We start from the raw sequence: 25,421 nt of genomic DNA on the forward strand, positions 1-25,421 counted from the left end.
GCAAAACAAAACGCCGCTAAACTAGCGGCGTTTTTTATACTGTTAACGTTATACCGCCTTTGGGCGCACCCCTAAGGTATGGCAAATCGCATAGGTCAATTCCGCACGGTTTAAGGTGTAGAAGTGGAAATCCTTTACCCCTTCGCGGGACAACACTTTCACCATATCGATCGCCACGTTTGCGCCCACCAGCTGACGGGTTCCGGCATCATTTTCAAGGCCATCAAACTGCTTATGTAACCAGCTTGGTAAGCTCACATTGGTCATACCCGCAAAACGCTTTAACTGGGTAAAATTAGTCACGGGCAGAATGCCGGGAACGATTTCGACATCAATCCCCGCCGCAACGCAGCGGTCACGGAAACGCAGGTAAGATTCCACATCAAAGAAAAACTGGGTAATTGCACGGCTCGCACCGGCATCGATTTTACGCTTGAGGTTAATCAAATCCGCCTGAGCGTTAGCCGCATCTGGGTGCACTTCTGGGTAAGCGGCGACCGAAATATCAAAGTCGGCCACTGAGCGCAGCAGGCGCACTAAATCCACCGCAAAGCGAGTCGGTTTTGGGCTACCCGCAGGCAAGTCGCCACGCAGCGCCACTATGTCGCGAATACCCGATTTCCAGTAATGCTTTGCCAGATCTAACAGCTCTTCATCACTGGCATCCACTAAGGTTAAGTGCGGCGCAGCGACTAGGTTGGTTTCTTGTTGAATACGCTCAATCACGCCGTGGGTACGGTCACGCACACCCGAGTTTGCCCCATAGGTCACAGACACAAATTTAGGATTCAGCGGCTCTAAACGGCGGATAGAGTTCCACAGGATCTGTTCCATTTCGGGGGTTGATGGCGGGAAAAACTCAAAAGAAACATTAATATCGCCATTAAGTTCAGACAAACTTTGGTTTAGCGAATGTGAATGTTGTGCGTGATGAAAAGCCATGTGTATTTCCTCAACCGCCCGAGTGCGACACTTATCGCGACTGGTACGACTTATAAATGCAGTAATTTAATCCATATGGACGTTTGGACGTCTATATGTCCATATACTAGAGAAACTGACGGTTAAGTCAAGCCAAAAAATCCCCATTTGTGGTAATTTCTGCCCCATAGATGAGTCTATTTATTCTAGACAATAAAAAAGGACTCGAATGAGTCCTTTAAGTTTATGAATATAGGCAAAATCAACTTGAAGATACGGGGTTTAGTCTCTTCAAGTGTCTGGGTTTATGACTACTCTTGCAGCAGATCGCGGCAGATCTGTGTTAGATCCGATTGTACAGCTGCCGCGGTCACTTCGCGGCCCGCACCCGGCCCACGAATGATCAAAGGATTACCTTGATAGAAGGCTGAGCGGATCACAAACACATTGTCCCCAGGCGTTAAATTGGCGTAGGGGTGGCTCGCATCAATCCACTGTAATCCCACCTCGGCTTTGAGGACTGCGCCGCTATTATCCAAGGAAGCGACATATCTCAGCACCTTGTTTTGTTCCGCCGCCGCGCCATATTGTTGCAATAATTCATCATCTAACTCACCGATGCGGGCAAGGAATTGCTCCAACGGAATATCCGCTAAATGGGCGGGCACTAGGGAGCGCAGCTCAATATCCTCAAGCTCGATTTCTAGGCCGATTTCACGGGCTAAAATCAGCAACTTGCGCTGCATATCGCGGCCAGAAAGATCGTCGCGAGGATCGGGTTCGGTAATCCCTAAACCACGCGCTTCAATCACTAATTCCGAGAAGGGTTTGCTGGTATCGTATTTCTCAAATAACCAACACAGGGTGCCAGAGAAAATCCCACCCACGGCCTCAACACTATCACCACTGTTACGCAGATCGTTTAAGGCATGCTGAATAGGTAAACCCGCGCCGCAGCTGGCGTTATAGCGCCAGAATAAACGGCGATAACCGAGTTGTTCCTTCAATTCCCGATAAAAAGGCAGCGGGCCAGAACCCGCCAGTTTGTTCGCGCTGACCATATGGATGCCGCGCTCGAAAAACTCTGGGTATTGTAGGGTTAAGCTGGCGCTGGCACTGATATCTAATGCAATCAGTTCATCACAGTTAAGTTGTTCTAATTGTTCAAATAGATGCTCGTACTGCCAAGGAGTGGCTTCGTTATCGAATTCTTGCTGCCAGCTTTGTAGATCCACCCCCGTGGACTTAATCAGGGCTTTACTGGAAGTAACCAGACCGACTAACTCGACTTGCGCTTCAAGCTCTTGATTTAACGAGGGAGAAACTGACTTAAACAGCTTTACCCACGCCTCGCCAATATTGCCAACACCCAGCAGCAATACGCCAATGCGTTTACGCGGGCCCGCACAGCGGCGATGCACTTTTTGGGTCAGCAGATTAACCTGCGATTGTGGCACTAAGGTCACCAGACTTAAATCACCACTGAACAAGGGCTTAGCATCGCGGCTCAATAAGCGGGCAAAGCTGCGGCGATAATGCTCGGCATCGGCACTCACCAGCGCCACTAAACCGAGTTCGGTATTAATTTGCAGATCTTTAATGCCGAGGGCTTCAGCCTGCGCATCCAATAATTTCTGTACTTGTTTTTGATTTTCAGCGGTATAGGCAAGCTCAAGCCGTTGATGCGCCGATACCCAATGCGCCAGCGGCGTTAATCCTGCTTCGCCTAATTGCTCAAGCAGACTGGCCACATCACCCGCGATCTTAAAGCCAAATAACACCACGGCATTTAGATTGGTCACCACAGGCGCGCTCGCTGAGGAGCTGTGCGGTGCAATCAGGGTAAAGTCGGTGTGGGAGGCGTAGCTTGAACGCACAGCCAAGCTCACCTCAGTGTTAAACAGCGGCTGCAAAGTGCGTGAATGCAACACGGGCGAGCCTAAACGCGCCAAGCGATCGGCTTCGGCGAGGGACATGCTCTTGAGTAATTTCGCATCGTTGATCTTATTCGGATCAGCGTTAAATACCCCTTCAACGTCGGTCCAAATGGTCACACGCTCAATGTCGGCAAGGCTTGCTATCAAGCTAGCGCTAAAGTCAGAACCATTTCGACCCAATAGCAAGGTATCGCCGCGCTCGTTGGCGCAGATAAAACCGGTGATCACTAAACGCTCGTTAGGATGTGCGGCCAGTAAGGCTTGTACTTTGGCGCGAGATTCTTGCACACGGATTTGTGGCACGGCGGCCTCGTCGGCCACAAGAATCGAGCAGGCATCCACATGGCTTGCGGCCACGCCCGATTCGCGCAGCAGCGCCGCCATCAGGCGCGCTGACCAACGCTCACCAAAGCTCACTACATGGCTAATTTGATAATCGTTACGGGAATCTAAAGATAACAAACTGATTAACTGGGCTTTATCCGTCGTTAAACGCTCACGTAAATCCCGCGCTTGCTCGTTAGATAACAGCTGCTCAATCAAGCCTTGCTGATAGCTGATGAGGACTTGTAATTCTTCTTGCCATAATTGGTTGCTATCGCGCAGCGACAACAACTTATATAAAAAGTTAGTGGTTTTACCCGCGGCAGACACCACCACCAGATCATCACTGTGGCCATGGGTTAACAGAATATGGGCGACTCGGCGGTAACAATCGGCATCGGCTAAGCTGGAACCACCAAATTTATGTAAGTGACAACGTGCCATCTATTATTCCTCTACTGACAAGCCGCTACGGCGGCCAATCCTGCTTGAATATCTGCAACTAAGTCGTCGGCATCTTCAATACCAACCGACAAACGTAATAGGGTGTCTTTAATGCCAGCTTCAAAACGCGCCTGCGGCTCCATCGCCCTGTGAGTCATGGTTGCAGGCACGGCTACGAGACTCTCGACGCCGCCTAAACTCTCAGCCACGCTGAATAAACTTAAGGCATCTAAAAAGGCGACCACTTCGGCCTCGCCGCCCTTAAGCTCAAAACTCAGCATAGCGCCAAAGCCTTTTTGTTGCTTGGCGGCAATGGCATGGCCGGGATGATCCACAAGGCCTGGGTAATACACTTTGCTCACCACTGGGCTGCTAGTCAGTACGTCCACAATACGCTGGGCATTGTTTTGGTGCTCGCGAATGCGCACGGCTAAAGTACGCAGGCCGCGCAGGGTTTGATAACTATCAAACGCGCTACCGGTTAAGCCTAAGGTGTTCGACCACCAATGTAAGGTCTCACCAATTTGGGGATCTTTGGCGATCACCGCGCCGCCCACCACATCGCTATGGCCATTAATGTATTTCGTGGTGGAGTGGATAACGATATCGGCGCCAAGCAATAGCGGTTGCTGCAAAATCGGCGATAGGAAAGTGTTGTCCACTACCACTAACGCACCCACACCGTGGCTCGCCTTGGCGATAGCCTCAATATCAACCACCCGCAGTAATGGGTTGGATGGGGTTTCAATCCACACCATTTTAGGTTGCTGAGCGATGGCCTGCGCAAGTGCTTGGCTGTCGGTTTGATCGACCACCAGCAGTTTAAATTGGCCCTTTTTAGCCAAGTTAGTGAATAAACGGTAAGAACCGCCATAACAGTCGTGGGGCACCACCAGTAAATCATCTGGACCAAGCAACGTGGTGACTAAGGTAATGGCGGCCATGCCAGTGCAGGTCACCACACCGGTTGCGCCCTTTTCCAGCTTAGCTAAGGCATCGCCTAAGATGCTGCGGGTAGGATTGCCGGAACGGCTGTAATCAAATTCGCGCGGATTTTTATGACCATCGAAGGCGTAATTCGTCGACAGGTAAATTGGCGGCACCACGGCGCCATATTGAGTATCGCTTTCGATACCCTGACGCACTGCCAATGTGGCTAATTGACGTTCGGTCACTAATTTGCCTGCGGTCATCGGGAACTCCTAAGTTCGCAAAGAGATGTCTGGACGTCTAAATGTACCTAAGCCCAGTGGTATCGTCAATAGGCGTTAAGACGTTTAGACGTCTAAACATAAAGAAATCTGTTTGCAATCGCTCAGAAATAGTAGCAATAATTTGACTGTAATCTGTAAGGGTTTAAAATCTGCCCCGAATTTAGCGTTATAACAGGTGAGTCAATGACTGAATGGAATGGGGAATACATCAGCCCCTATGCTGAACATGGCAAGAAGAATGAACAAGTAAAGAAAATTACTGTGTCTATTCCGCTCAAAGTGCTAAAAGTCCTCACGGATGAACGCACGCGTCGTCAGGTCAACAACCTGCGCCATGCGACCAATAGCGAACTGTTGTGCGAAGCATTTTTGCATGCCTACACCGGCCAGCCTCTGCCTGATGATGCCGATCTGTCAAAAGAGTGCCCAGATAGCATCCCCGCCGAAGCCAAGCGGTTGATGGACGAAATGGGGATCGAGTGGGAAGACATGGAATAACGCTTACGCGTCCATAATCCTGCCGTAACTAATTATTAGGGATCGTTAATGCTCATCCGGCGTGGTGGGCTAAAGTAACGATCCCTATTTTGTTTTGATGGAATCCTATGTTCTCCTTGATCGATCCACAAACACTCGCCATTGCGTCTGTGATTGTGTTTTTAGGTGCCCTCACCCAGAGTCTGATTGGGTTTGGCTTAGCCGTGGTCGCCAGTCCGCTACTGTATATCGTCGATCCCCAATTAGTGCCTGCCCCGGTGATTGTGATGGGATTTTCCATCGCGCTACTCACCCTATTGCGTGAACGCGGCCATTTAGAATTCAATGGCTTGCAATATGCGCTTATTGGTCGAGTACCCGGTGGCTTTATCGGTGCCAGCCTATTACTGTTTGCGCCGCAGCCTGTTCTAGGCCTAGCGATTGCTGCGATTGTGACGATTGCCGTAGTGCTCAGTTTGTACAAATTTAGCTTGCCCGTGAACAAAACCACGCTCTTTGGGGCTGGCGTTATCTCGGGGATCTTTGGCAATATCGCCGCCATTGGTGGCCCACCGATGGCGATTTTATTGGCGGGTAAGGATGCTTCGCAGTTTCGCGCGGCGCTGTCGGCCTTCTTTATTTTTAGTTCGACCATTGCCTTGGCGATTCTTGGGGTGACGGGCCTACTCGAAATCAAGCACTTATGGCTGTCGCTAATGCTATTGCCCTCGGTCTTTTTAGGCTATCTCGTGGCGGGCAAACTGGTGGGGAATGTGGATAAACATAAAACCAAGATGGCGACCTTAGCCCTCTGCGCTATCAGCGCCTTAGTGCTCACGGTTAAATCAGTGATTGAGTTATTACCGCAATAACCCCCTTCCAATCGCAGCCATAAAAAAGCACCGTTTAACGGTGCTTTTTGTTGCTGTGGATACGAGTTGTCATCCACTCGAGCATCACTTAATCGCATTTAAGTGATGCTTATTGCTCTAGCATCAATACGTTAGCTTAAGTAACTTTGGCCCGCATACACAATAAAGTGTCTTAGCGCGAGCACACCGGTTAAGCTGGCACAGGCCACCATAATCATTGCGCCCTTAGTGTGGCGAGTCGCAGCGGGTAGCAGCATAAACAGCAATGGCACACCAAAGCCAATCCCCACGACACCAATCCAGAATACGCTTGCCCACACGCCAGAGGTAAGTGATGCCAGCGCAGCAGCAGCCGCACCGCCCTTAAAGTACAAGGCGCAGAACAACATAAACAGGAACATGATTTCGATTGCCATCACTGGCAGCTCTAAGCCATGCATTTTGGCTAAGGTCTTGTCGTGACTATCGGTTTTGAACATCACCAGCGCCAGCACCGCATTGGCCGCCGCACCCGCTGATAAACCAGATACCAAAAACAGTGCAGGCAATACCGCAGTGTTTAGCATCGGATAGGCATTCATCGCCGAGATTAAGAAGCCAGTGTAAGCACCCACACCAATGGCAAGGACAAACAACAGCACTTCAATCAGCTTTCTAAAGGGCATCAGCAGCTTAGCGATAGGCACTAAGAAACCTAAGCCCCACTTTGGCAAATCGTCACGCAGTACTAAAATCGCGTAGGCAAATGCCAAGGGTGAGTAAGCCAGCAGCGCTAATACCCCAATCGCCATAACGGATTGGAAGTTGTAGTTAATTAAAATCAACCAGAAGTGGAAAGGCTTAGTTAAATCAAACACTAAACAAGCCAAGCCTAAGCTGATGGCCACAGGGCCAATAATCGCCGCGGCCTTGAGGATATTGCTCTCAACTTGTGTTTGTTCTTGATTGAACCAACGCAAACCAATGCCAATCAGCAAACTTCCGGCGGATAAACCCGCCATAAACAGATACACGGCGATGACCCAGTGCCAAGTGACGGGATCATATTGCGCCATATCGCCCCAAGTATTGTTCATAATCAAATCCCTCCTCTTTTGGTAGGAACGCGATATACCCTAGGTTTAGTGCCTAAATGGGTCTTATCTTGGTAAGTGATCTTAGTGTTGAGCAGTGTGGCCACTTCACTTTGTGGATCGTTAGCATCGCCAAACACCAAGGCATCGGTCGGACATACAGTCACACAGGCAGGCTCTTCACCCCGGGCCAAACGCGTGTCTTTACAGAAATTACACTTGTCAGCCACTTTGGTTTCGGGATTCATAAAACGCACTTTGTAGGGACACGCCGCCACGCAGTACATACAACCCACACACTTGTCGCCGTGGATGGAGACAATGCCATCTTCGCCCACGTAGGCCGCGCCCGTTGGACACACCTTCACACAAGGCGCATCTTCACACTGCTGGCAAGACACCCTGTGGTACTTAAAGTGCAGATTGGGCATTTCGCCATAAGGCCCTTCGACTCTCACCTGCAAACGGGTCACCCCTTCTGGTACGCCGTTTTCACTGCGGCAAGCCACGTTACAGGCTTGGCAGCCGATGCACTTGTTCTCATCGTGCACCATCACATATCTTTTCGTCATTTGAGCCTCCAATTAGCGTTTTGCCAGCGTGACGCCAGTGGTGTGTACCGTCATGCCACACACAGGTGCGGTAACGTGGGGCAGTAAGTTGCCGCAGTGGATACCTTTGCCTGTCGCTCTAACCAACTCTTTGTTTTTAGAACCAAAGCCCATATAGGCAAACACGGTATCGGGGCGAATGCCCGGGGTGACTAACGCGTGACCTTCCTCTGTACCAACACTGCTGGTTAAGCGGATAGGATCGCCATTGCTGATGCCTAATTTGCCTGCAGTGACGGGATGCACCCACACGGCGTTATCCGACATCAAATTCGCCAGCATGGGCACATTGTGGGTCGCGCCATTGGTATGCACCGCAACTTTACCTTGGATAAAGTAGAGTTCATTTGGCTTTTTAAGCTGCACTTCGCGGAACTTAATCACCCCACGTCCTGGCGCCATGGCTTCAACCTTGGCGGAGGTCAATTCAATCTTGCCGCTTGGGGTTTTAAAGCTGAGTAAACTGCCGTAGGTGCCGTCTTCATCCACGGGTTTGGCATTGGCATAGGCCTTGGTAAATTCGGCGACCATTTTAGGTTCACGCAACATAATCGGCTTACCGAAGCTGACAAAACCTTCGTCTTTGATCCGGCGCAGCAGCTCTGTGTCGCGGTTTACCTGCAACAGTTGCAGGGTCTCCATGTTTTCCCATGGATAGAATTCACTCAACCCTAGCTTATGGCCGATATCTTTAAAGATTTGCCATGAAGGACGAGTATCACCTAAGGTTTCGACTACCCGTTGGCGCACATAGTAGGCAGGGTTTTTACCAGACTTGTCAGCGATTTCCTCATCGCGCTCAAGGTAGGTAGACTCAGGTAAAATCACGTCGGCATAGGCCGCGGTTTCACTGATATACACATCGCACACCGCCACAAAGTCGAGCTTTTTCAAAGCTTCAACCACGCGCGCTCTATCGGTCATGGTTTGCATAGGGTTAGTGCGGGACATCACCCAGCCATGTAACTGATAAGGCACCGCGCTTAAGGTCGCATCGAGGATAGTTTGATAAATCCCGCCCGATGACCACATCATGGCGTACTGCTCTTCCACTTGGTCGATACGTTTTGCCGCAGGCTTTGGCATATCTTTTACGCCGGGCTTACCCAGCACAGGAGCCACATCTTCACCCGCAAGCTTGTTATAATCACCAGGCTTTTGACCAAGGTAGATACCGCCCTTACGCTCGATATTACCAATCAAGATGTTGGCAGCGTACAAGGCACGGCGCATTTCAAACTCTTCGGTGGTAAAGGTGGCTCGGTGACCAAAATCCACCACAGCATGGGGTGCTTTAGCCGCATATTCGCGGGCAATACGGCGAATATCTTTGGCGGGCACATCGGAGATGGTTTCGGCCCACTCTGGGGTATAGGCTTTTACTTCGGCGGCGAAGGCGTCAAAGCCTTCAACATAACGCTCAACAAAGGCCTTGTCGTAAAGGTTTTCTTCAATCAATACATGGCATAACGCTAAAGCCACGGCCACGTCGGTACCGGGACGAATCGCGTACCATTCATCGGCTTTATCGGCGACGATAGAGAATCTTGGTTCAAACACCACCAGCTTAGCGCCTTTATCCATTTGCGCCGCCATCATGCCACGGGTTTCGGACATGTTGATGCCTTCGTACAGGTTATGGCCGAAGTTAATGATGTATTTTGAGTTACTTAAATCGCGCTTTACCTTAGTGCCAAACATGGCCTTGGCGGCAATTTCATAACCACCTGGGCAAGTAGACGCATGGGTAAAAGTATTTGGGCTACCAAACGCTGTGGCGAGATGGAATAAGTGTTTTTCTTGCGAACCAGATTTAGAGGAAAACGCCACCGCCTCTGGGCCGTGAGCTTGCTTGATTTTATTGAGGTTATCGGCAATTAGTTGATAGGCTTCATCCCAAGAGATCTCCGCCCACTTACCCTCGCCGCGCTCACCAACCCGCTTAAGGGGTTTCACAATCCGCTGTGGATCGTACAGCAAACTATGGCCAGCACCGCCGCGGGCACAGACTTTACCGCCAAAGGATTTAGCTGCCTTGTTACCGCTGATAAAGACGTTTTTGCCTTCAATCACCCGCGCTGAAATCGGGCAACGGGTTGAACACATCTCACAGATACTGGCAATTTCTTTGCCCATGCCCTTTAGCTGCTTGCTCTCTAATGCCGCTAAGCTGCCCGGCAATAAGCTGGCTAATGCACACGTTGCACCGCTGGCCCCTGCGCCCTTTAAAAAGGTTCGCCTATTAAGCTCAATCATGGTTACCTCCATCACACTCATCCACCCTTATGCACCAATTGGCACACGCAAACTTAGGCTTTGGGTCACCACTGCGGTGAAACACTAAATTTGCTCACAGGTTTTTAGTTATTAATGCCAATGCCCTTAGACGCGCTGGCATTTTGCTGTTCCAAAGTCATTGTTATCCCTAAAGGGGTAGGCGGATATTGTGGTAAACCACATAGGCAAGTTGAGTGTGATCTGCGGCAACTAAAAGTTAAAATTTTTCTAAAAAATCGTGAATAGGATCAACAGAACGGTTCGGCGGATTTAAGCGACCGCTTGAGGTATTTTTATAGTATGAATCACGCTAAAAAGTTATCAAAAAACCTAAAAGCACTCGCAAAACTAAGAAGTTAGCGAGGTGGCCGTCGATAGGATAATTTGAAGCAGCACTGACTTGAAAGGAGGTTAATACTCGCCTCATCAACACCTATTCGAACAGGTGCTGATATGAGGTCAGCATGAGGTTGGTGTGAGGTTAGTCTACCAAGGTAATATCTAAGCTATTTAACAACCGAATCGCTTCATCGCGACTAAACTTAGCGCCTTTAATTTTGTTGTTAAAAATATCAATATCGTAATCGGTTGCCTCGGAGAAATCCGCCTCCAACAACTCGGTACGACCAAATAAGCTGTGGCGAAAATCGCTAAACGTAAAGTTAGCCCGATTAAAACTCCCCTCCCGAAAATCCACATCATGGACTTTGCAGGCTTCGAGCACCATTTCATCGAGCTTAAGCCCCATAAACGAGCTGTCGTTCAAAATGCACGCCTTAAAGGTAAAAGGGGCCGCAAAGGCTACGCGGGGCCATGAGGCACGGGTCCAATCAACGCCCACGAGTTTACATTCTTCAAAACTGACGCCATTAAAATGGCTTAAGGACACCTTAACCAGACTTAAATTACAGCCCACAAAGCGACAATCGATAAACTTACATTGGCGAAATGTGCTATCGCTAAACTGACAATCATGGAACTCACATTCTTCAAATTCGAGATCTTGCCAATGTGCCTGCGTTTCATCTAAGCCAATAAATTGCTGAGCAAAAAAATGCCGTCCCTGCAACGATACCCGTTGCGCTATGGTGGTTTGCGCTGTGATGTTAGCCGCACTGGTGTTAGCGTCGGTCGTCATACGTCCTCGATATCTCCCACAAACCTTGAGTTAAGGTGTGATGGGCTTGCTGTATGGTTAAACCCAAAGGATATTCAATAAACCTAGAAACTGGCAACCCACTCTTGTAATGGATACTGTTACCACAGCCCCACATGCGATTTGGCTTGACTCTTAAGGAGATGAAACCACTAACCACACGGATTGCAAAATAATGTGACCCTACACAGCACCAGAACAGAAATCACCAACATAGAAATAAATAGCCATGGTAAATTTCGTCAAAAAAGGTAGAATGTCGCCACTTTTTCGCGGCTGTCTAACAAGGTTCTCTGGGATTAATGGTTAGCCTTTTCGAGCAAAATGGCACGGGGTTTCCCCGCTTGAGCAGACCAGTATTACTCTGGCGCCAACCTTGCTCTGCGTTTCATTTTCCCCGCTTATCTCGACAAGCTTTATTCTCCCCATCGCCCGAAAATCCATTATTCGCTTTACGCTTAACCTTCACCAAAGCTTTACGCAAACTTAGCACTAAGCTATTGGTTAATAATAAAAAGGTGACTAAGCATCTCACGCTTAAGCACACCGCAATACATAAAAAACTCGTCCCTACACTCTTTATCCAAAGGAATACTCGTCATGAGTCTTGCTGATTCCGTATTAGCCGTGAACAACGATTTACCCATCCGCACCGACAAATCAGTCCATAGCGGCAAGGTACGTAGCGTTTACTGGCTAACCGACGCCGACAGCCGCCGTTTAATCAAGACCAAGGGCTACAATGTGCCCGAAGATACGCCACTTGCCATTATGGTGATTAGCGATCGTATCTCTGCTTTCGACTGCATCTTCCACGGTGAAGGCGGCTTAAAAGGCATTCCAGGTAAAGGCGCGGCATTAAATGCCATTTCTAATCATTGGTTTAAGCTATTTGCCGAAAACGGTTTAGCCGACAGCCACATTTTAGATATTCCGCATCCCTTCGTTTGGATAGTCCAAAAAGCCCGCCCAATTAAAGTCGAAGCCATTTGCCGCCAATACATTACTGGCTCAATGTGGCGCGCCTACTCCAAGGGCGAGCGCGTATTCTGTGGTATCACCCTGCCAGAAGGCTTAGAGAAAGATCAAAAACTGCCAGAGTTACTGATCACCCCTTCAACCAAAGGTATTTTAACTGGTATCCCAGGTGTGCCCGCGCAGGATGATGTGAACATCAGCAGAGCCGATATCGAAGCCAACTACCAAGCCTTTGGTTTTGAAAAGGTAGAAGATATCGACCTGTACGAAAAGCTGTTAAAAGATGGCTTTAAGGTGATTTCAAAGGCACTGGCCGACCTTGACCAAGTGTTTGTGGATACCAAGTTCGAGTTTGGCTATGTGACCGATCAAAACGGCAACTCAAAGCTGATTTACATGGATGAAGTGGGTACGCCAGATTCCTCCCGCATTTGGGACGGCGCCGCCTACCGCGATGGTAAGATCCTTGAAAACTCTAAGGAAGGCTTCCGTCAGTTCCTGCTGAACCACTTCCCTGATCCGGATATTCTGCTTAACAAAGACAGAATGCCAGAGCGCGAAGCCCTCGCCCGCGATAACGCCCTGCCACTTGAGGCGATGATGAATGTGTCGCGCACTTACACCGGCATCGCCGAGAAGGTGACTGGCGCGGCAATTCCGCTACCAGCCAATCCTAAGGCAGATATTATTAAGATCCTCAGGGAAGAGTATGATTTGATTGTGTAATCAAATCAGAGGTTTTGGGTAGTTTGCCCATCACTGAACTGTAAAAAAGGCGCTTAGGCGCCTTTTTGTTTTTCAAACTTGGGTTTGGATTTATTTGTATGAGTCAATTTGACTCAATTCTGAAATGTAAATCTGAGGAAAAACAAAGTCAAAGTCGTGGGGCTTCACCCCACACCCGACCAAGAGGGGATCAACAGCAATTCCCTCTTGGATCTCCCTTGCCGCCCCTAGCGAAGTTACATGCATTAGAGACTGGCCTTGGTCTTATGGATAAATTGCTATCGCTTCCGAAGGATGCGTCCCTGCACCTGCGAAAGCTAGCCGGTCATCCATGACCGGACTCACGCAATTTATTCCAACGCCCCGCGGCAACTTCGCAGGGGAAGGTGTACTTCTGAGGCTTTGGTGTTGTCTGCGGTCTACTGAAAAAGATATGCATGTCCCATCTTTACCGATGCCTCGCTCACGCAAAGACCGCAAATGCCCTGTGGCAACTCCGAGGGGAGGTGAACTTCTGTAGCATTGGTGTTGCCTGCGATTGACTGAAAAAGATATACATATCTCACCTTTATAGCTAGGGATGGATAAACATCCGTCGCTTTAGTGTTAACAGTTAATTTCAAAAGAAATAACTTTTCCTTGGCAACGCAGCACTATTGCCGCTGTTCATCATATGCTGTACGCTAAGTGAAATTTTGATTAATAAACAATGCTTAAGCTGTTACTTAATCAATGCCGGTTTAGTGTTAACGATAAATTCGTTGATTAAAATGGCGATAAAATGAGTCAGGGAAGATCCGCTCGACAAAGCGAACAAGGCAAGGACAAGCACTCTACACCTCTCCTTAAAGATGCTCCCCCTCAGTACCAATTGTGATTCAGTTTAAGGTTTCACCAACCACAAGCTGATAGCTTTATTATTGTTTTTATTAAAATTTATCATCTATGTGCTGTCTGGTAGCAAGTGCCATGGGCGGTAGCGTGCTTATGAATGAGTAAAACAACCACATTCGTTGGAACCCACATGCAGAATAAAGAAAAAATTGCGGTGTTTATTGATGCCGATAATGCGCCAGCTAGAAAGTTTGATGTGGTACTCGCTGAGCTTGCAAAACACGGATTAATCAGTATTCGAAAGGCCTATGGTAACTGGAAAAGCCCGAACCTAAAGCCATGGGAAGATATCCTCCATGAATATGCCATTCAGCCTATTCAACAATTCGATTTAACTAAGGGTAAAAATGCCAGTGATATCGCTTTAGTGATTGATGTTATGGATATTCTTTACACAAAGGATATAGACATCATTTGCTTAATTTCTTCGGATTGCGACTTTACTCCCCTTGTAACCAGAGCCTTAGCCGACGGTAAAACCGTTTTTGGTTTCGGTGAACGTAAAGCACCAGCCGCTTTCGTGAATAGCTGCTCTCGCTTCCTCTACCTCGACGCTGAACCTGTAGTCGTCGCAGAAGAAATTGAAGTGATATCAGAAGTCACTCAGCCTCCACCAACGGCACCAGACTCAGTCAGTAAAACCAAGCAAGTTCAGCCCAAAACCGCGACACCACAAAAATGTAATTTAAAAAGTGACAACAAACTACTCAATATGTTGCGTCAAGCCATAGAAGCAACCGAAGAGGAAGATGGCTGGTCTCCACTTGGTCACATCGGTTCGCATATTTCAAATCACAGCTCATTCGATCAACGAAACTACGGATTTAAAAAACTCAGCGATCTCTTTGCCGCAATCGATCTCTTCGAAATGCGTAAAACCCACGGCTCAGTCCTATGGGTAAGAGATATCAAACGCGCAAAGAAGAATGGGAGGTAGACTTATATCCTTAATTTAAATAACTGCTCCTAAATAACTGCTCCTAAATAACTGCTCCTAATAGTGCAACATCTTTCCGAAATCCATATGGCGCAAAGCCTGAAGTGACAATGTACTACGTATCCGACGTAGAAGCTTTACGAGTGAAATAGCCTACTATTCGGAACGGCTATTTAGTTAAATTTATTTATTCTCTAATTAAAATATTAATAAGAATAAATTATTATCCAACAACAAAAAACAACAATTAGTAAAAATCATAAGTTAACGATAACTATAAAATTTAATTACTTACAAAATTTATTATTGTAATATTTTTAAAGGAATTAGCAATGTCAGTAAGACTGGAAAAATTAGTAATATCTAACTTTCGTTCCATCGGGGCAAAACCTATCACCATAGACCTTGATGATATAGTTATTCTAGTAGGTGGTAATAACTTCGGTAAAAGTACTATATTGAATGCTTACTATAAAGCTGTAAACAATGAAAAAATGACTATTGATGATTTTCACAATAAAGATATAAACAACCCTAACGCAAGACCAACAATTGAGTTACATATGGTTTGTGATGGAGTGGATCGACCTAGTGAAAACTTTCGAGAAATCATTGATGGGGAAGTATGCAGAGTAAAAGAACAATACATATGGGAGGAAGTTAATAAGCAACCTAAGAGACTAGGATTTAGAGTGGACCTCAATAAATATCCAGATCCTGAGAGGGATCCAGCTCCGCACAGACCTTGGGCCAGTGACAATGCGTCAAGGAAAAAAAGACCTAAAGCGCACCTAATTGGCACATTTGACAATCCAGATCACCAAAATGATTCAATAAAAAAAATCTTAGTTGACGTTTTACTTGAAGAAAAAATTAGAAGTTTCGTCCCATCAGAAAGAGTTTCAAATTTTACTACATTACATGAGCAATTTAATGAATTAAAAAGAGAGTTTATGGTATCTACAAAAGATGAGATATCAACTATCGCAAATGAAATTTCCGAATACGCATCAAAAATTGTACCTGAACATAAATTTGAAATTACTCTATCGGAAGTAGATATTGAAGATACAAACCTAAAACTATTTGATGCAAAAGAAATTGATATCAATTTTGGTAAAGGTGAATACATGTTTCCGGTATCAAATCATGGTAGCGGGGCAAGAAGAACACTTTTATGGGCTGTCCTTAAAAAAATTGCAGACCTAGGTTTTGAATCTCTAGATAAAGGAAAATTCAAAAAGCTTGGAGATATAAAAGCTCATTTGCTTCTTTTGGATGAACCAGAATTGAGCTTGCATCCAAGTGCATGTAGGGAGACTCGCGATATGCTATATGATGTTGCAGAGAAGAATGATAATTGGCAGATAATGATAACAACTCATTCGCCTTGTTTTATTGACTTAACTAGAGATCATACAAAAATTATTAGAGTTGAAAACCAAGGGGACAATATAATAGCCACAACAATATTTAAGCCTAACGATGTTAAATTTAGTGATGATGAAATTGAATCATTAAAACTATTAAACTTGCTAAATCCAGACTCTATGGAGTTTTTCTTTGGCGGTCGAGTTTTATTAGTTGAAGGTGATACTGAATATACAGCATTTGGTAAAATTTTAAGAGATCTTAAAAAAGAAGAATGTAAATCATTAAACGACCTATTAATTGTACGTTGTGGTGGTAAAGTCCAAGTATCGATGTTTATGAAAATTCTAAATCACTTTAAGAAACATTATTACGTTCTCCATGATATAGATTGTAAACAAATATTAAAAAACAGATGGATTAAAAATATAGAAGGAAAAAAAGAAAAAGTACTCAAAATAGAAACTAATCCAGCTTGGACAAACAACTCAAAAATTTTAGAACAAATGAGTGAGTACAGTACTGTTTACGGTTCCGTCATAAACTTTGAAACCGCTTATTTTGACCATGGTATTGACGGTGGTAAACCAGAAAATGCCATCAATATGTTAAAAAATCCAGAAATTTATTTGATTGTCAAAAATCTACTGCTATCCATAATAGATGGCAATGAAGCAACACTGCCAGAAAATGTTATTAAGTGGGAGCGGCTTGAACTAATTTCAGACAGATTTGACACATTTGCGAGAGCGAATCCTGAAGTAATACCTGTTATCCCAACTTAAAAGAAAAATGAACGAAAGATGGGACATCCATAACTCTTTTTACAATCACTTACCCACAATGAAGGTGATAAGAATGTTATATCCAATTGCAATTGAGACTGGCGACAGTAAACACGCTTACGGAGTGGTGTTTCCTGATATACCTAACTGTTTTTCGGCAGGCGATACTTTAGAAGAGGCGTTATCAAACGCAAAGGAAGCCGTTGAAATGTACTTAGAAGAATTGGCCGAGCGTGAGGAGTTACCACCAAAGGCTAGTGATCTGGCTACCTTGCAAAAGAATAAAGAGTACCAAGGCTGGGCTTGGGAGATCATCGACGTTGACTTGGAGCCCTACTTACACAAGCGAAAAATGGGACAGGCATAACTCTTTTGAGTTTAACAGCCGGCACCAAGGCTACAGAAGTTCACCCCCCCTCGGAGTTGCCGCAGGGCATTTGCGTTCGTTGCGTGAGCGAGGCATGGATGCCGAGATAGCGTCAGTCGAATCAGGGACGAGCGTCTGACGCGATAGCATAAGGACGCTAAATGCCCAAGGGGCTTTCAACTCCGTTGGGGACGCCGGGGGATATCCAAAAGGGGAACAGGCGCTTTTCCCCTTTTGGTCGGGTGTGGGTTGAAGACCCACGACTTTGATTTTGCTTTTAGAAGCAATCCGGAAGGATAGGACTGGCTAACCACAGCCACCAGTCGAAAGATGGGACATCCACAACTCTTTTGAATTTAACCGCCAACGCTTAGGCTAGAGAAGCTCTCCCTCCTCTGCGAAGTTGCAGGGGATAACGTGTTGCGAGTTCTACACTTCCACATCCCTGACCTCGTCAGCAAAACTAAGGTAACGTTCACATCTCGCCAGTAACTGGATTTTGTAATGAGCCACAAATGATGCTTCATCTTCATCAAGGGGCGGGAGCATTAAAATCACCTCCGCTATTGCCTGCGGCATTCTTCGCGCCATTCTCGCTAAGTTACTGATTAATAAATTTCTTGGTAAACCCAAACCATCCATAAATGCGGCTAATTGATAGGCGTAAATGCTATTTGGATCAAATTCGTCATCAATAGCCATCGCAAGCTGTTGTTCAAAATCCTCATACATAGCCACGCTGACCAAATCGTACCAAGGAGTTGGCTCCATTCCACTTGGCGTCATAAAAAATGAGTAGTTTTTACCGTGTGCATCGGCATTGCCGGTCAGTAAATTGAATAGCGCCCATTGCAGCATATCCTGCTTAGCTGCCACGGGATTGCGGCATTTTGCGGCAAGACTAAATAGCCTGTTAAAACTTACCCCTTCACGAATATCCTTAACATCGCGCCCCGAACCAAAATTACGTTCATATTTTTTGCTTACACTAAAACCTAGTGCTTGGCAGCTATCAACAATGTGCCTTCTTAACACTCTTTGCTCGCTTGGTATATAACGTCTGTCAAAGCGTTCAACACAAAGGGCTTTGTAACTGCCAAAATGAACAATATCGACATTCGCCACATTCATCCCAAGCACTTTGGCTAAGCGCATCGTTATAAATTCATTGATCACTAAATGATGATATTTTTCGAATTTAACTATATGGGTCGATGACAGCGTACCTTCGGCAAAGGCAAATTCTTTCCCGTTATAAAACAGGTTTAATTTAGGTTGAACACCCGCTACCGATAGTCTTGGTTTGCCGTCCCAGATTTCCATCGGCCACATTGTGGGATCTTCAATGCGTTGAATCACTTCTTCAGCCTTAATTGGCCGCAATTGTGTTTCAGGCAGTAAAGCCCCTTTAGGAACAAAAGCGATGGCACCTGCGGTATCAAGACCAATGGCGCGGATCAAGGCAAAGGTATTCCCCTTAGAGACGCTAAGCGATTCAATCAGATAATCTAATCCTTTGTTTTCTGGCAATAAGTTGACCAAAAACATTGATATTTGATTGCTCGTTCCTGTGCCATCTAAAGGAATCGTTGGTGAAAGTGGAAATCCACTTTGCTGCCAATCTTTGGTGTAATGCACCGCAAAGGTGTCGGTCGTGGCATCAAAGGATAATTCCCCGATCATTAAATCACCGAGGTGCATCTCTAGCATAAGCGTTTTAGCTGTACTCATGGGTTAATACCAGCCGTTAGTTTCGGTGTCGCTGGTTTGAACCGAAACGATATCAATCCCAAGACCATCAAGGATTTTGAATACGGTTGAGATATAAACATCTTCACCCTTTTCAACTCGGATCAGCGTTTTTTTGGTTACGCCGCACAGCATGGCCGCCACGTCTTGAGTAAGAGCAGCACTTTTCCTGCGTTCTTTAATTAACAAGCCGAGGGATTGTTGATTTAGCGGTGATGCCATTATCGTCTCCAAAAGTGTAACTTCATACACTTTAGTCTTTATATCAGTCCCATTCAATCAAAAAGTGTATATAAGTACACTTTTTGATTGTTGATAATGATAAACCAACTAAAAGTGTACAATGTTACACTTTCAAAGCAATTTTTAGTGCTTAACTCCCAAAAAGTGTAGATAAGTACACCTAACTTGAAAATCGCCACTTCCCCAAATTACCAGATCAAAAAAACAAAACCCCGACTCAGTTACCTGAGTCGGGGTTTTCATTTTTCTCTTACAAGAAGTTGGGTTTTAAGCGATTAAGCTAAAGACCACAGATGCTTTTTGCGCAGGATAAATCGTGTTAGTACAAGGCGCTGTGAGCGTAGCATACGTTGTTTGTATGTGAGCGAGCAGCAACGCCGTAATCACCGATTTAGACCAGCAAAAATTACATCATGCCGCCCATTCCGCCCATACCACCCATACCGCCCATATCTGGCGCATCAGCTTTTGGCAGCTCAGCTACCATTGCTTCGGTGGTGATCATCAGGCCTGCAATAGACGCTGCGAATTGCAGTGCGCTACGGGTCACTTTAGTTGGGTCAAGGATACCCATTTCTAACATGTCACCGTAGGTGTCGTTGCCCGCGTTGTAACCGTAGTTACCGCTGCCGTTTTTCACGTTGTTAGCTACAACAGAGGCTTCTTCGCCTGCGTTGGTTGCGATTTGACGCAGTGGCGCTTCCATTGCACGTAGGGCGATAACCACACCGTGTTTTTGGTCTTCGTTAGCTACTTCAACGTCAGCAATCTTAGAGGCAACACGTACCAGCGCTACACCGCCGCCAGGTACCACGCCTTCTTCAACCGCAGCACGGGTTGCGTGCAGTGCGTCTTCTACGCGTGCTTTTTTCTCTTTCATTTCAACTTCGGTCGCTGCACCGACTTTAATTACCGCAACACCGCCAGCTAATTTAGCCATACGCTCTTGCAGTTTTTCTTTGTCGTAGTCTGAAGTTGATTCTTCGATTTGTTGCTTGATTTGGCTAACGCGCGCTTCGATTTGCGCTTGTTCACCGTTACCATCGATGATGGTGGTGTTGTCTTTAGTGATCACAACACGCTTAGCAGTACCTAAATCTTCTAGGGTTGCTTTTTCAAGCTCTAGGCCGATTTCTTCAGCGATTACAGTACCGCCAGTTAAAATCGCTACGTCTTGCAGCATGGCTTTACGACGGTCACCAAAGCCTGGAGCTTTAACCGCAGCCACTTTCACGATACCGCGCATGTTGTTCACAACTAAGGTTGCTAAGGCTTCGCCTTCAACATCTTCAGCAACGATCAGTAATGGCTTACCGGTTTTTGCCAGACCTTCAAGGATTGGTAACAGTTCGCGGATGTTAGAGATTTTCTTGTCTACTAACAGTACGAATGGGTGATCTAATTCAACGCTGCCGGTTTCTGGCTTGTTGATGAAGTATGGAGACAGGTAACCACGGTCGAACTGCATACCTTCTACTACGTCCAGTTCGTTTTCCAGTGCTTGACCTTCTTCAACGGTGATCACGCCTTCTTTACCGACTTTTTCCATTGCAGTGGCAATGATTTGGCCGATTGACTCGTCAGAGTTTGCAGAGATAGTACCAACTTGAGCGATCGCTTTTGAGTCAGCGCAATCTTGAGAAAGGTTTTTCAGTTCAGCAACGGCGGCAATCACGGCTTTATCGATACCGCGCTTTAAGTCCATTGGGTTCATACCCGCTGCAACGGCTTTTAAGCCTTCAGTGACAATGGCTTGTGCCAGAACAGTTGCAGTAGTGGTACCGTCACCGGCGGCGTCGTTGGCTTTAGAAGCAACTTCTTTCACCATTTGCGCGCCCATGTTTTCGAATTTGTCTTCTAATTCAATTTCTTTTGCAACAGACACACCGTCTTTAGTGATCAGTGGTGAGCCAAAGCTCTTGTCTAATACCACGTTACGGCCTTTAGGGCCTAAGGTCACTTTAACTGCGTTCGCCAGAATGTTTACACCAGCCAGCATTTTTACGCGTGCGTCGTTACCAAATACAACTTCTTTAGCTGCCATAATTGAGTATCCTTTACATTTTTAATGATTAATTGGAATGTCGAATTGATGCCGTGGATTAACCTACGATGGCCATCAGGTCAGCTTCTGACAGGATCAAGACTTCTTGACCGTCGATTTTTTCTTTCTTAACACCGTAACCTTCATTGAAGATCACTACATCACCCACTTTCACATCCAGAGGTCTTACAGTGCCGTTTTCTAAAATACGGCCGTTACCTACTGCAAGCACTTCTCCGCGAGTCGATTTTTCGGCGGCGCTACCGGTTAATACGATGCCACCCGCAGAAGTTGATTCAACTTCTAAACGCTTAACGATTACGCGGTCATGTAATGGACGAATATTCATCTATGAACTCTCCTAATGATTTAATGCCCAACAATCGAGGCGATTTTGTGATGAAAAAGAGGAGGCATTTCCAGCTTCCCCTTTGATGTGTGTGATATGGGGTTAACCCCTGCCAGATCCAAGTGCCTTTACAAAAAAAAATTCAAATTTTTGATGTCGGTTTTTTCAAGTGGGCACAATCCTGCTAGAATTCGGCCTCCGCTCGCAAACAAGGCACTATTTTCCCCATGAAAGACAGACACGGGCTGCTTAGCGCGCCAATTGGTCGTGTACTGCTCAACATGAGCCTCCCCAACTTGATTGGCATTATGACCATTCTCGGGTTTAGCCTTGCTGACACTTTTTTTATCAGCCAGTTAGGGACAGAAGCCTTAGCGGCGATCAGTTTTACCTTTCCGGTAACCTTGATTATTTCCAGTATTGCCATTGGCGTGGGTGCTGGGGTATCGACCAATCTTGGACGACTGATTGGCTCAGGTAACGCCCCGCAGGCAAAGGTGTTTTTGCACGATGCGCTGCTGCTCACTTTTATCCTTATCGCCAGTTTATCCGCCCTTGGCAGTATTTTTATCGAGCCACTGTTTAGTTTGCTTGGCGCCAATGAAACCAGTTTGCCGCTCATTCATGACTATATGATGTATTGGTATGTGGGCGCGCCGCTGTTGGTGTTATTGATGGTGGGCAACCAAGGTTTACGCTCGACGGGGGACACCCGCTCCCCGGCGATGATTATGACGCTGGCGGCGATCATTAACTTAATCCTCGATCCTTTACTTATCTTCGGCATTGGACCTTTTCCCCGTTTAGAGATCCAAGGCGCGGCCATTGCCACCCTGTTCTCTTGGCTGGTCGCGTTGTCGCTCTCGGGTTATTTGCTGATTATTAAGCGGCGGATGCTTGAGCGGGCGGCATTTGATATCGACAGAATGCGTGCTAACTGGAGTAAACTTGCCCATATTGCCCAGCCTGCGGCTTTGATGAATTTAATTAATCCACTGGCGAATGCGGTGATCATGGCGATGCTGGCGCATATAGATCACAGCGCGGTGGCAGCGTTTGGTGCGGGTACGCGCTTAGAATCGGTGCTGTTAATTGTGGTCATGGCATTATCATCAAGCCTCATGCCGTTTATTGCGCAAAATCTCGGTGCTGGCCAACCCCAAAGGGCGAAGCAGGCTTTGCTGCTATCGCTTAAATTTATCTTAGTATTCCAAACCTTACTCTATATTCCGCTGGCATTTTTTGCCCAGCCACTCGCGAGTTTATTCAGTACCGATCCACAAGTGCTAGAGTGGTTAAGCTTTTATATTCTGGTGCTACCCTGCGCCTATGGCCCGCTGGGGATAGTGATTATCTTTGCCACTGCGCTCAATGCTTACCATAGGCCGATAAGCTCGTTAGTGATTAACCTGTGCCGCTTAGTGCTATTGATGCTGCCACTGGCGGCACTGGGATCTTATATTGATGGCGTGAAAGGCCTATTGCTCGCGCTCCCCATCACTAACCTCTTGATGGGGATTGCCTGTTATTATCTAGCCCAGCGGATTTGTGAACCCGTAAAAGCGACCACCGCTAAGGCAGCCTAAGGCGTATTTTTCAACCGAAAACGTACATCATTAGGCGGGAATGGCTCCTCCGATGCTTTACAGACTCGGCGCGCACCTAAGGTATTGAGGTTGGTTGGCACGCCATTAGGCGCGAGTTCTTGGATGATAAAGTCGATAAAGCGTCTACAGGCCAAACTCACATAGCGTCTTGAGGGATAAGCCAAATAGCATTCACCTGGATGGGGGGCGATATCGGGCAACAGGGTAATTAACTGCCCTGATGCAACAAGATCAGTCACGACTTCTGCGGGTGCATAGACAATTCCGCGCCCTTGTAGGGCAAATTCCACAGCGACTTCGATACTGTTGGAGCAAAAATTCCCACGTACACGGACTTCCTGCTCAGCTCCTATCCATAACTCATTGAAAATTTTGCCATTTGAGAGTCGAAATAACGACACATTATGGGACTCAATCTCTTTTGGCGTGTTTGGTGTGCCGTATTTGGCCAAATATGTTGGGCTGGCATAAAAGCGCAGATCCGTGGTGAATATCGGCCGCACCACGAGATCTAAGGTATCTAATGCGGGTTCGACCACAAAGGCTACATCGAGGTTATTCTTAACCATATCAACAGATTCAGCGCTACTAATCACTTCTACCGTTAGTTTTGGGTGCAGATCCATAAAACGGAAAATGGCTTGCATGAGTACATTCATACTGTGGATAGGAAACATTTGAATGCGCAAATGGCCACTGATCTCAGCATCATCATTGGTCATTTCGAACAGGGTTTCATCGAGCTGCGCTAAGATGTTCTGTGAGCGTTGGTAAAAGTGGCTTCCGGCGGAGGTGAGCGTCATCGAGCGACTCTGGCGATGGAATAGCTTGATATTCAGCTCATCTTCCAATGCCTGTAAACGCCGACTGACGGTCGATTTAGGTACGTTAAGCAAATCAGCCGCTTCAATCAAACTGCCGGTTTCGGCGATTCGGTGAAATAACGCAAGGTCCTCTGTTTTCATCTCTAACTTAATTTTGATCTCATTATGTGGGATTGATAATCCCAAAGTATCCCGTTTATTGCAACAAATTTAGCTGCTATCTTCGCGCCTCTAAAACTCGCCTTTAACTTCAATATTAAGCTCAACATTGAAACCAAATGCTGTGTCGGGCGCTGTAACAACTCGCGCGTCACTCACCTAAACGCTTCCCGGCGTGGCCGATCGATGCTGTTAATGCGCATCGATCGGCCTTGTTAAATTGGGATGTCAAAGAATAGCGGCTAAACCTGATAACGTAGGTTTCGCAGAGAAGGGAGAAAGTCGATCAGAAAAGCGGATTACGCCCTTGGATCTTTGGGGTGGTCGTCTTTATCGGCTAACGGATGACCCTCAAGACGTTTATCGTTAGGCTCGGCCTTATGTTCAAAGTCACCTTCGTAAACATTACCTTCACCATGTTTACCTTGCTCAAAGGGAGGTTGTCCAAAAGGATTTGACTGCGAACCCGAATGCGGACCAAAGGGACCCGCACCAAACCCACCATGCATACCGCCTTGTAATCCCGAAACCACTCGCAATTGCATGCGCTTAAAAACCAGCGCAGCTATCGGCCGACGCGTTAAAGGAGTGAGCAACAATAAACCAATAAAATCTGTCACAAAGCCTGGGATAACCAGCAATACCCCCGCCATCGCTAACATCATGCCTTCGACAATTTCTTGCCCCGGCGCTTCGCCTCGGGCGAGTTTTTGTTGCACTTGCATGAGCGTACTCAGCCCTTGGCTACGCACTAAGGATACGCCCAAAACAGCGGTAAATAATACTAAGCCAATGGTGGTCCAGGTTCCGAGGATTTCGCCCACGCGGATTAACACTGATAGCTCAACAACTGGGATCAGCACAAAGATTAAAAATAGGATTAAAAACATACCGACCTCAGATTTATCTCGCTCGTTTGAAAACTAAATGGGGGCAATCCGGTCTTAATTCAAGTCATTAGGGCGCAGACTGCGCTAAAGCGGTGAAACTTCTGATAGTTAGCTCACTCTTTCGTTAAGCCGTTAATGTATGAGACCATAAAAACACGTAAAGTAGCTTAGCCTAATAGGCTTAAGCGAAGT

20 protein-coding genes are annotated in these 25,421 nt (G+C 46.6%); 7 read left to right on the forward strand and 13 right to left on the reverse strand.

Annotated elements, in window-relative coordinates; all coding sequences use genetic code 11:
- Positions 1 to 48 precede the first annotated feature (48 nt).
- From metF to metB, 3 genes are all read right to left on the reverse strand, one after another.
- A complete protein-coding gene (metF, locus tag H9J30_RS04725; RefSeq protein WP_037422525.1) occupies positions 49 to 942 on the reverse strand; it encodes a methylenetetrahydrofolate reductase in 894 nt (297 codons plus the stop codon).
- Positions 943 to 1,232: 290 nt separating this feature from the next.
- Complete coding sequence (locus tag H9J30_RS04730) at positions 1,233 to 3,626, reverse strand: bifunctional aspartate kinase/homoserine dehydrogenase II (RefSeq protein WP_240129949.1); 2,394 nt, start codon at positions 3,624 to 3,626, stop codon at positions 1,233 to 1,235.
- Positions 3,627 to 3,637: 11 nt separating this feature from the next.
- Positions 3,638 to 4,801 (reverse strand): cystathionine gamma-synthase, encoded by a 1,164-nt coding sequence (gene metB / locus H9J30_RS04735; protein ID WP_240130074.1) that lies wholly within the window; start codon positions 4,799 to 4,801, stop codon positions 3,638 to 3,640.
- Positions 4,802 to 5,023: 222 nt separating this feature from the next.
- On the opposite strand from metB, the gene metJ reads away from it, so the two are divergent.
- The gene (gene metJ / locus H9J30_RS04740) at positions 5,024 to 5,338 is read left to right on the forward strand and encodes a met regulon transcriptional regulator MetJ (protein ID WP_011073770.1); all 315 of its coding nucleotides are present in this window, start codon (positions 5,024 to 5,026) and stop codon (positions 5,336 to 5,338) included.
- A 107-nt stretch (positions 5,339 to 5,445) separates the two neighbouring features.
- The gene (locus H9J30_RS04745; RefSeq protein ID WP_240129950.1) at positions 5,446 to 6,189 is read left to right on the forward strand and encodes a sulfite exporter TauE/SafE family protein; all 744 of its coding nucleotides are present in this window, start codon (positions 5,446 to 5,448) and stop codon (positions 6,187 to 6,189) included.
- A 131-nt stretch (positions 6,190 to 6,320) separates the two neighbouring features.
- On the opposite strand, the gene nrfD is transcribed toward H9J30_RS04745, so the two are convergent.
- The 4 genes from nrfD to H9J30_RS04765 form a co-directional block, all read right to left on the reverse strand.
- On the reverse strand, positions 6,321 to 7,265 hold the full coding sequence (nrfD, locus tag H9J30_RS04750; protein WP_188869326.1) for an NrfD/PsrC family molybdoenzyme membrane anchor subunit: 945 nt from the start codon (positions 7,263 to 7,265) through the stop codon (positions 6,321 to 6,323).
- Positions 7,266 to 7,267: 2 nt separating this feature from the next.
- Positions 7,268 to 7,834, reverse strand: a complete 567-nt coding sequence (locus H9J30_RS04755; RefSeq protein WP_011073773.1) for a 4Fe-4S dicluster domain-containing protein — start codon at positions 7,832 to 7,834, stop codon at positions 7,268 to 7,270.
- A 12-nt stretch (positions 7,835 to 7,846) separates the two neighbouring features.
- On the reverse strand, positions 7,847 to 10,129 hold the full coding sequence (phsA, locus tag H9J30_RS04760) for a thiosulfate reductase PhsA (RefSeq protein ID WP_240129951.1): 2,283 nt from the start codon (positions 10,127 to 10,129) through the stop codon (positions 7,847 to 7,849).
- Positions 10,130 to 10,631: 502 nt separating this feature from the next.
- Positions 10,632 to 11,288 (reverse strand): pentapeptide repeat-containing protein, encoded by a 657-nt coding sequence (locus H9J30_RS04765; protein ID WP_240129952.1) that lies wholly within the window; start codon positions 11,286 to 11,288, stop codon positions 10,632 to 10,634.
- Positions 11,289 to 11,906: 618 nt separating this feature from the next.
- Between H9J30_RS04765 and H9J30_RS04770 the strand changes: the two genes are divergently transcribed.
- The 4 genes from H9J30_RS04770 (at position 11,907) to H9J30_RS04785 (ending at position 17,364) form a co-directional block, all read left to right on the forward strand.
- A complete protein-coding gene (locus tag H9J30_RS04770; protein ID WP_240129953.1) occupies positions 11,907 to 13,010 on the forward strand; it encodes a phosphoribosylaminoimidazolesuccinocarboxamide synthase in 1,104 nt (367 codons plus the stop codon).
- A 1,024-nt stretch (positions 13,011 to 14,034) separates the two neighbouring features.
- The gene (locus tag H9J30_RS04775; protein WP_240129954.1) at positions 14,035 to 14,841 is read left to right on the forward strand and encodes an NYN domain-containing protein; all 807 of its coding nucleotides are present in this window, start codon (positions 14,035 to 14,037) and stop codon (positions 14,839 to 14,841) included.
- 332 nt (positions 14,842 to 15,173) lie between these two features.
- Positions 15,174 to 16,997 (forward strand): ATP-dependent nuclease, encoded by a 1,824-nt coding sequence (locus tag H9J30_RS04780; protein ID WP_240129955.1) that lies wholly within the window; start codon positions 15,174 to 15,176, stop codon positions 16,995 to 16,997.
- A gap of 73 nt (positions 16,998 to 17,070) precedes the next feature.
- A complete protein-coding gene (locus H9J30_RS04785; protein WP_240129956.1) occupies positions 17,071 to 17,364 on the forward strand; it encodes a type II toxin-antitoxin system HicB family antitoxin in 294 nt (97 codons plus the stop codon).
- Positions 17,365 to 17,793: 429 nt separating this feature from the next.
- Here the strand turns inward: H9J30_RS04785 and hipA are convergent, their stop codons facing one another.
- The 4 genes from hipA to H9J30_RS04805 all read right to left on the reverse strand — a co-directional run bounded on the left by hipA (position 17,794) and on the right by H9J30_RS04805 (position 21,749).
- Complete coding sequence (gene hipA, locus H9J30_RS04790) at positions 17,794 to 19,095, reverse strand: type II toxin-antitoxin system toxin serine/threonine-protein kinase HipA (protein WP_240129957.1); 1,302 nt, start codon at positions 19,093 to 19,095, stop codon at positions 17,794 to 17,796.
- Positions 19,096 to 19,098: 3 nt separating this feature from the next.
- Entirely contained in the window at positions 19,099 to 19,335 is a 237-nt protein-coding gene (gene hipB, locus H9J30_RS04795) for a type II toxin-antitoxin system antitoxin HipB (RefSeq protein WP_105253052.1), read from the reverse strand.
- Positions 19,336 to 19,762: 427 nt separating this feature from the next.
- Positions 19,763 to 21,400, reverse strand: coding sequence for a chaperonin GroEL (gene groL, locus H9J30_RS04800; protein ID WP_037414230.1), 1,638 nt, complete (start codon positions 21,398 to 21,400; stop codon positions 19,763 to 19,765).
- A 58-nt stretch (positions 21,401 to 21,458) separates the two neighbouring features.
- Positions 21,459 to 21,749, reverse strand: a complete 291-nt coding sequence (locus tag H9J30_RS04805; RefSeq protein WP_011071021.1) for a co-chaperone GroES — start codon at positions 21,747 to 21,749, stop codon at positions 21,459 to 21,461.
- A gap of 227 nt (positions 21,750 to 21,976) precedes the next feature.
- On the opposite strand from H9J30_RS04805, the gene H9J30_RS04810 reads away from it, so the two are divergent.
- Positions 21,977 to 23,335, forward strand: coding sequence for an MATE family efflux transporter (locus H9J30_RS04810; protein ID WP_240129958.1), 1,359 nt, complete (start codon positions 21,977 to 21,979; stop codon positions 23,333 to 23,335).
- Here the strand turns inward: H9J30_RS04810 and H9J30_RS04815 are convergent.
- Positions 23,332 to 24,321 (reverse strand): LysR family transcriptional regulator, encoded by a 990-nt coding sequence (locus H9J30_RS04815; RefSeq protein WP_240129959.1) that lies wholly within the window; start codon positions 24,319 to 24,321, stop codon positions 23,332 to 23,334. The genes H9J30_RS04810 and H9J30_RS04815 overlap by 4 nt on opposite strands.
- A gap of 317 nt (positions 24,322 to 24,638) precedes the next feature.
- Positions 24,639 to 25,229, reverse strand: a complete 591-nt coding sequence (locus tag H9J30_RS04820) for an FxsA family protein (protein ID WP_240129960.1) — start codon at positions 25,227 to 25,229, stop codon at positions 24,639 to 24,641.
- Between the last annotated feature and the right edge of the window lie 192 nt (positions 25,230 to 25,421).

The organism is Shewanella cutis, assembly GCF_022410515.1.
Taxonomy (GTDB): Bacteria; Pseudomonadota; Gammaproteobacteria; order Enterobacterales; family Shewanellaceae; genus Shewanella; species Shewanella cutis.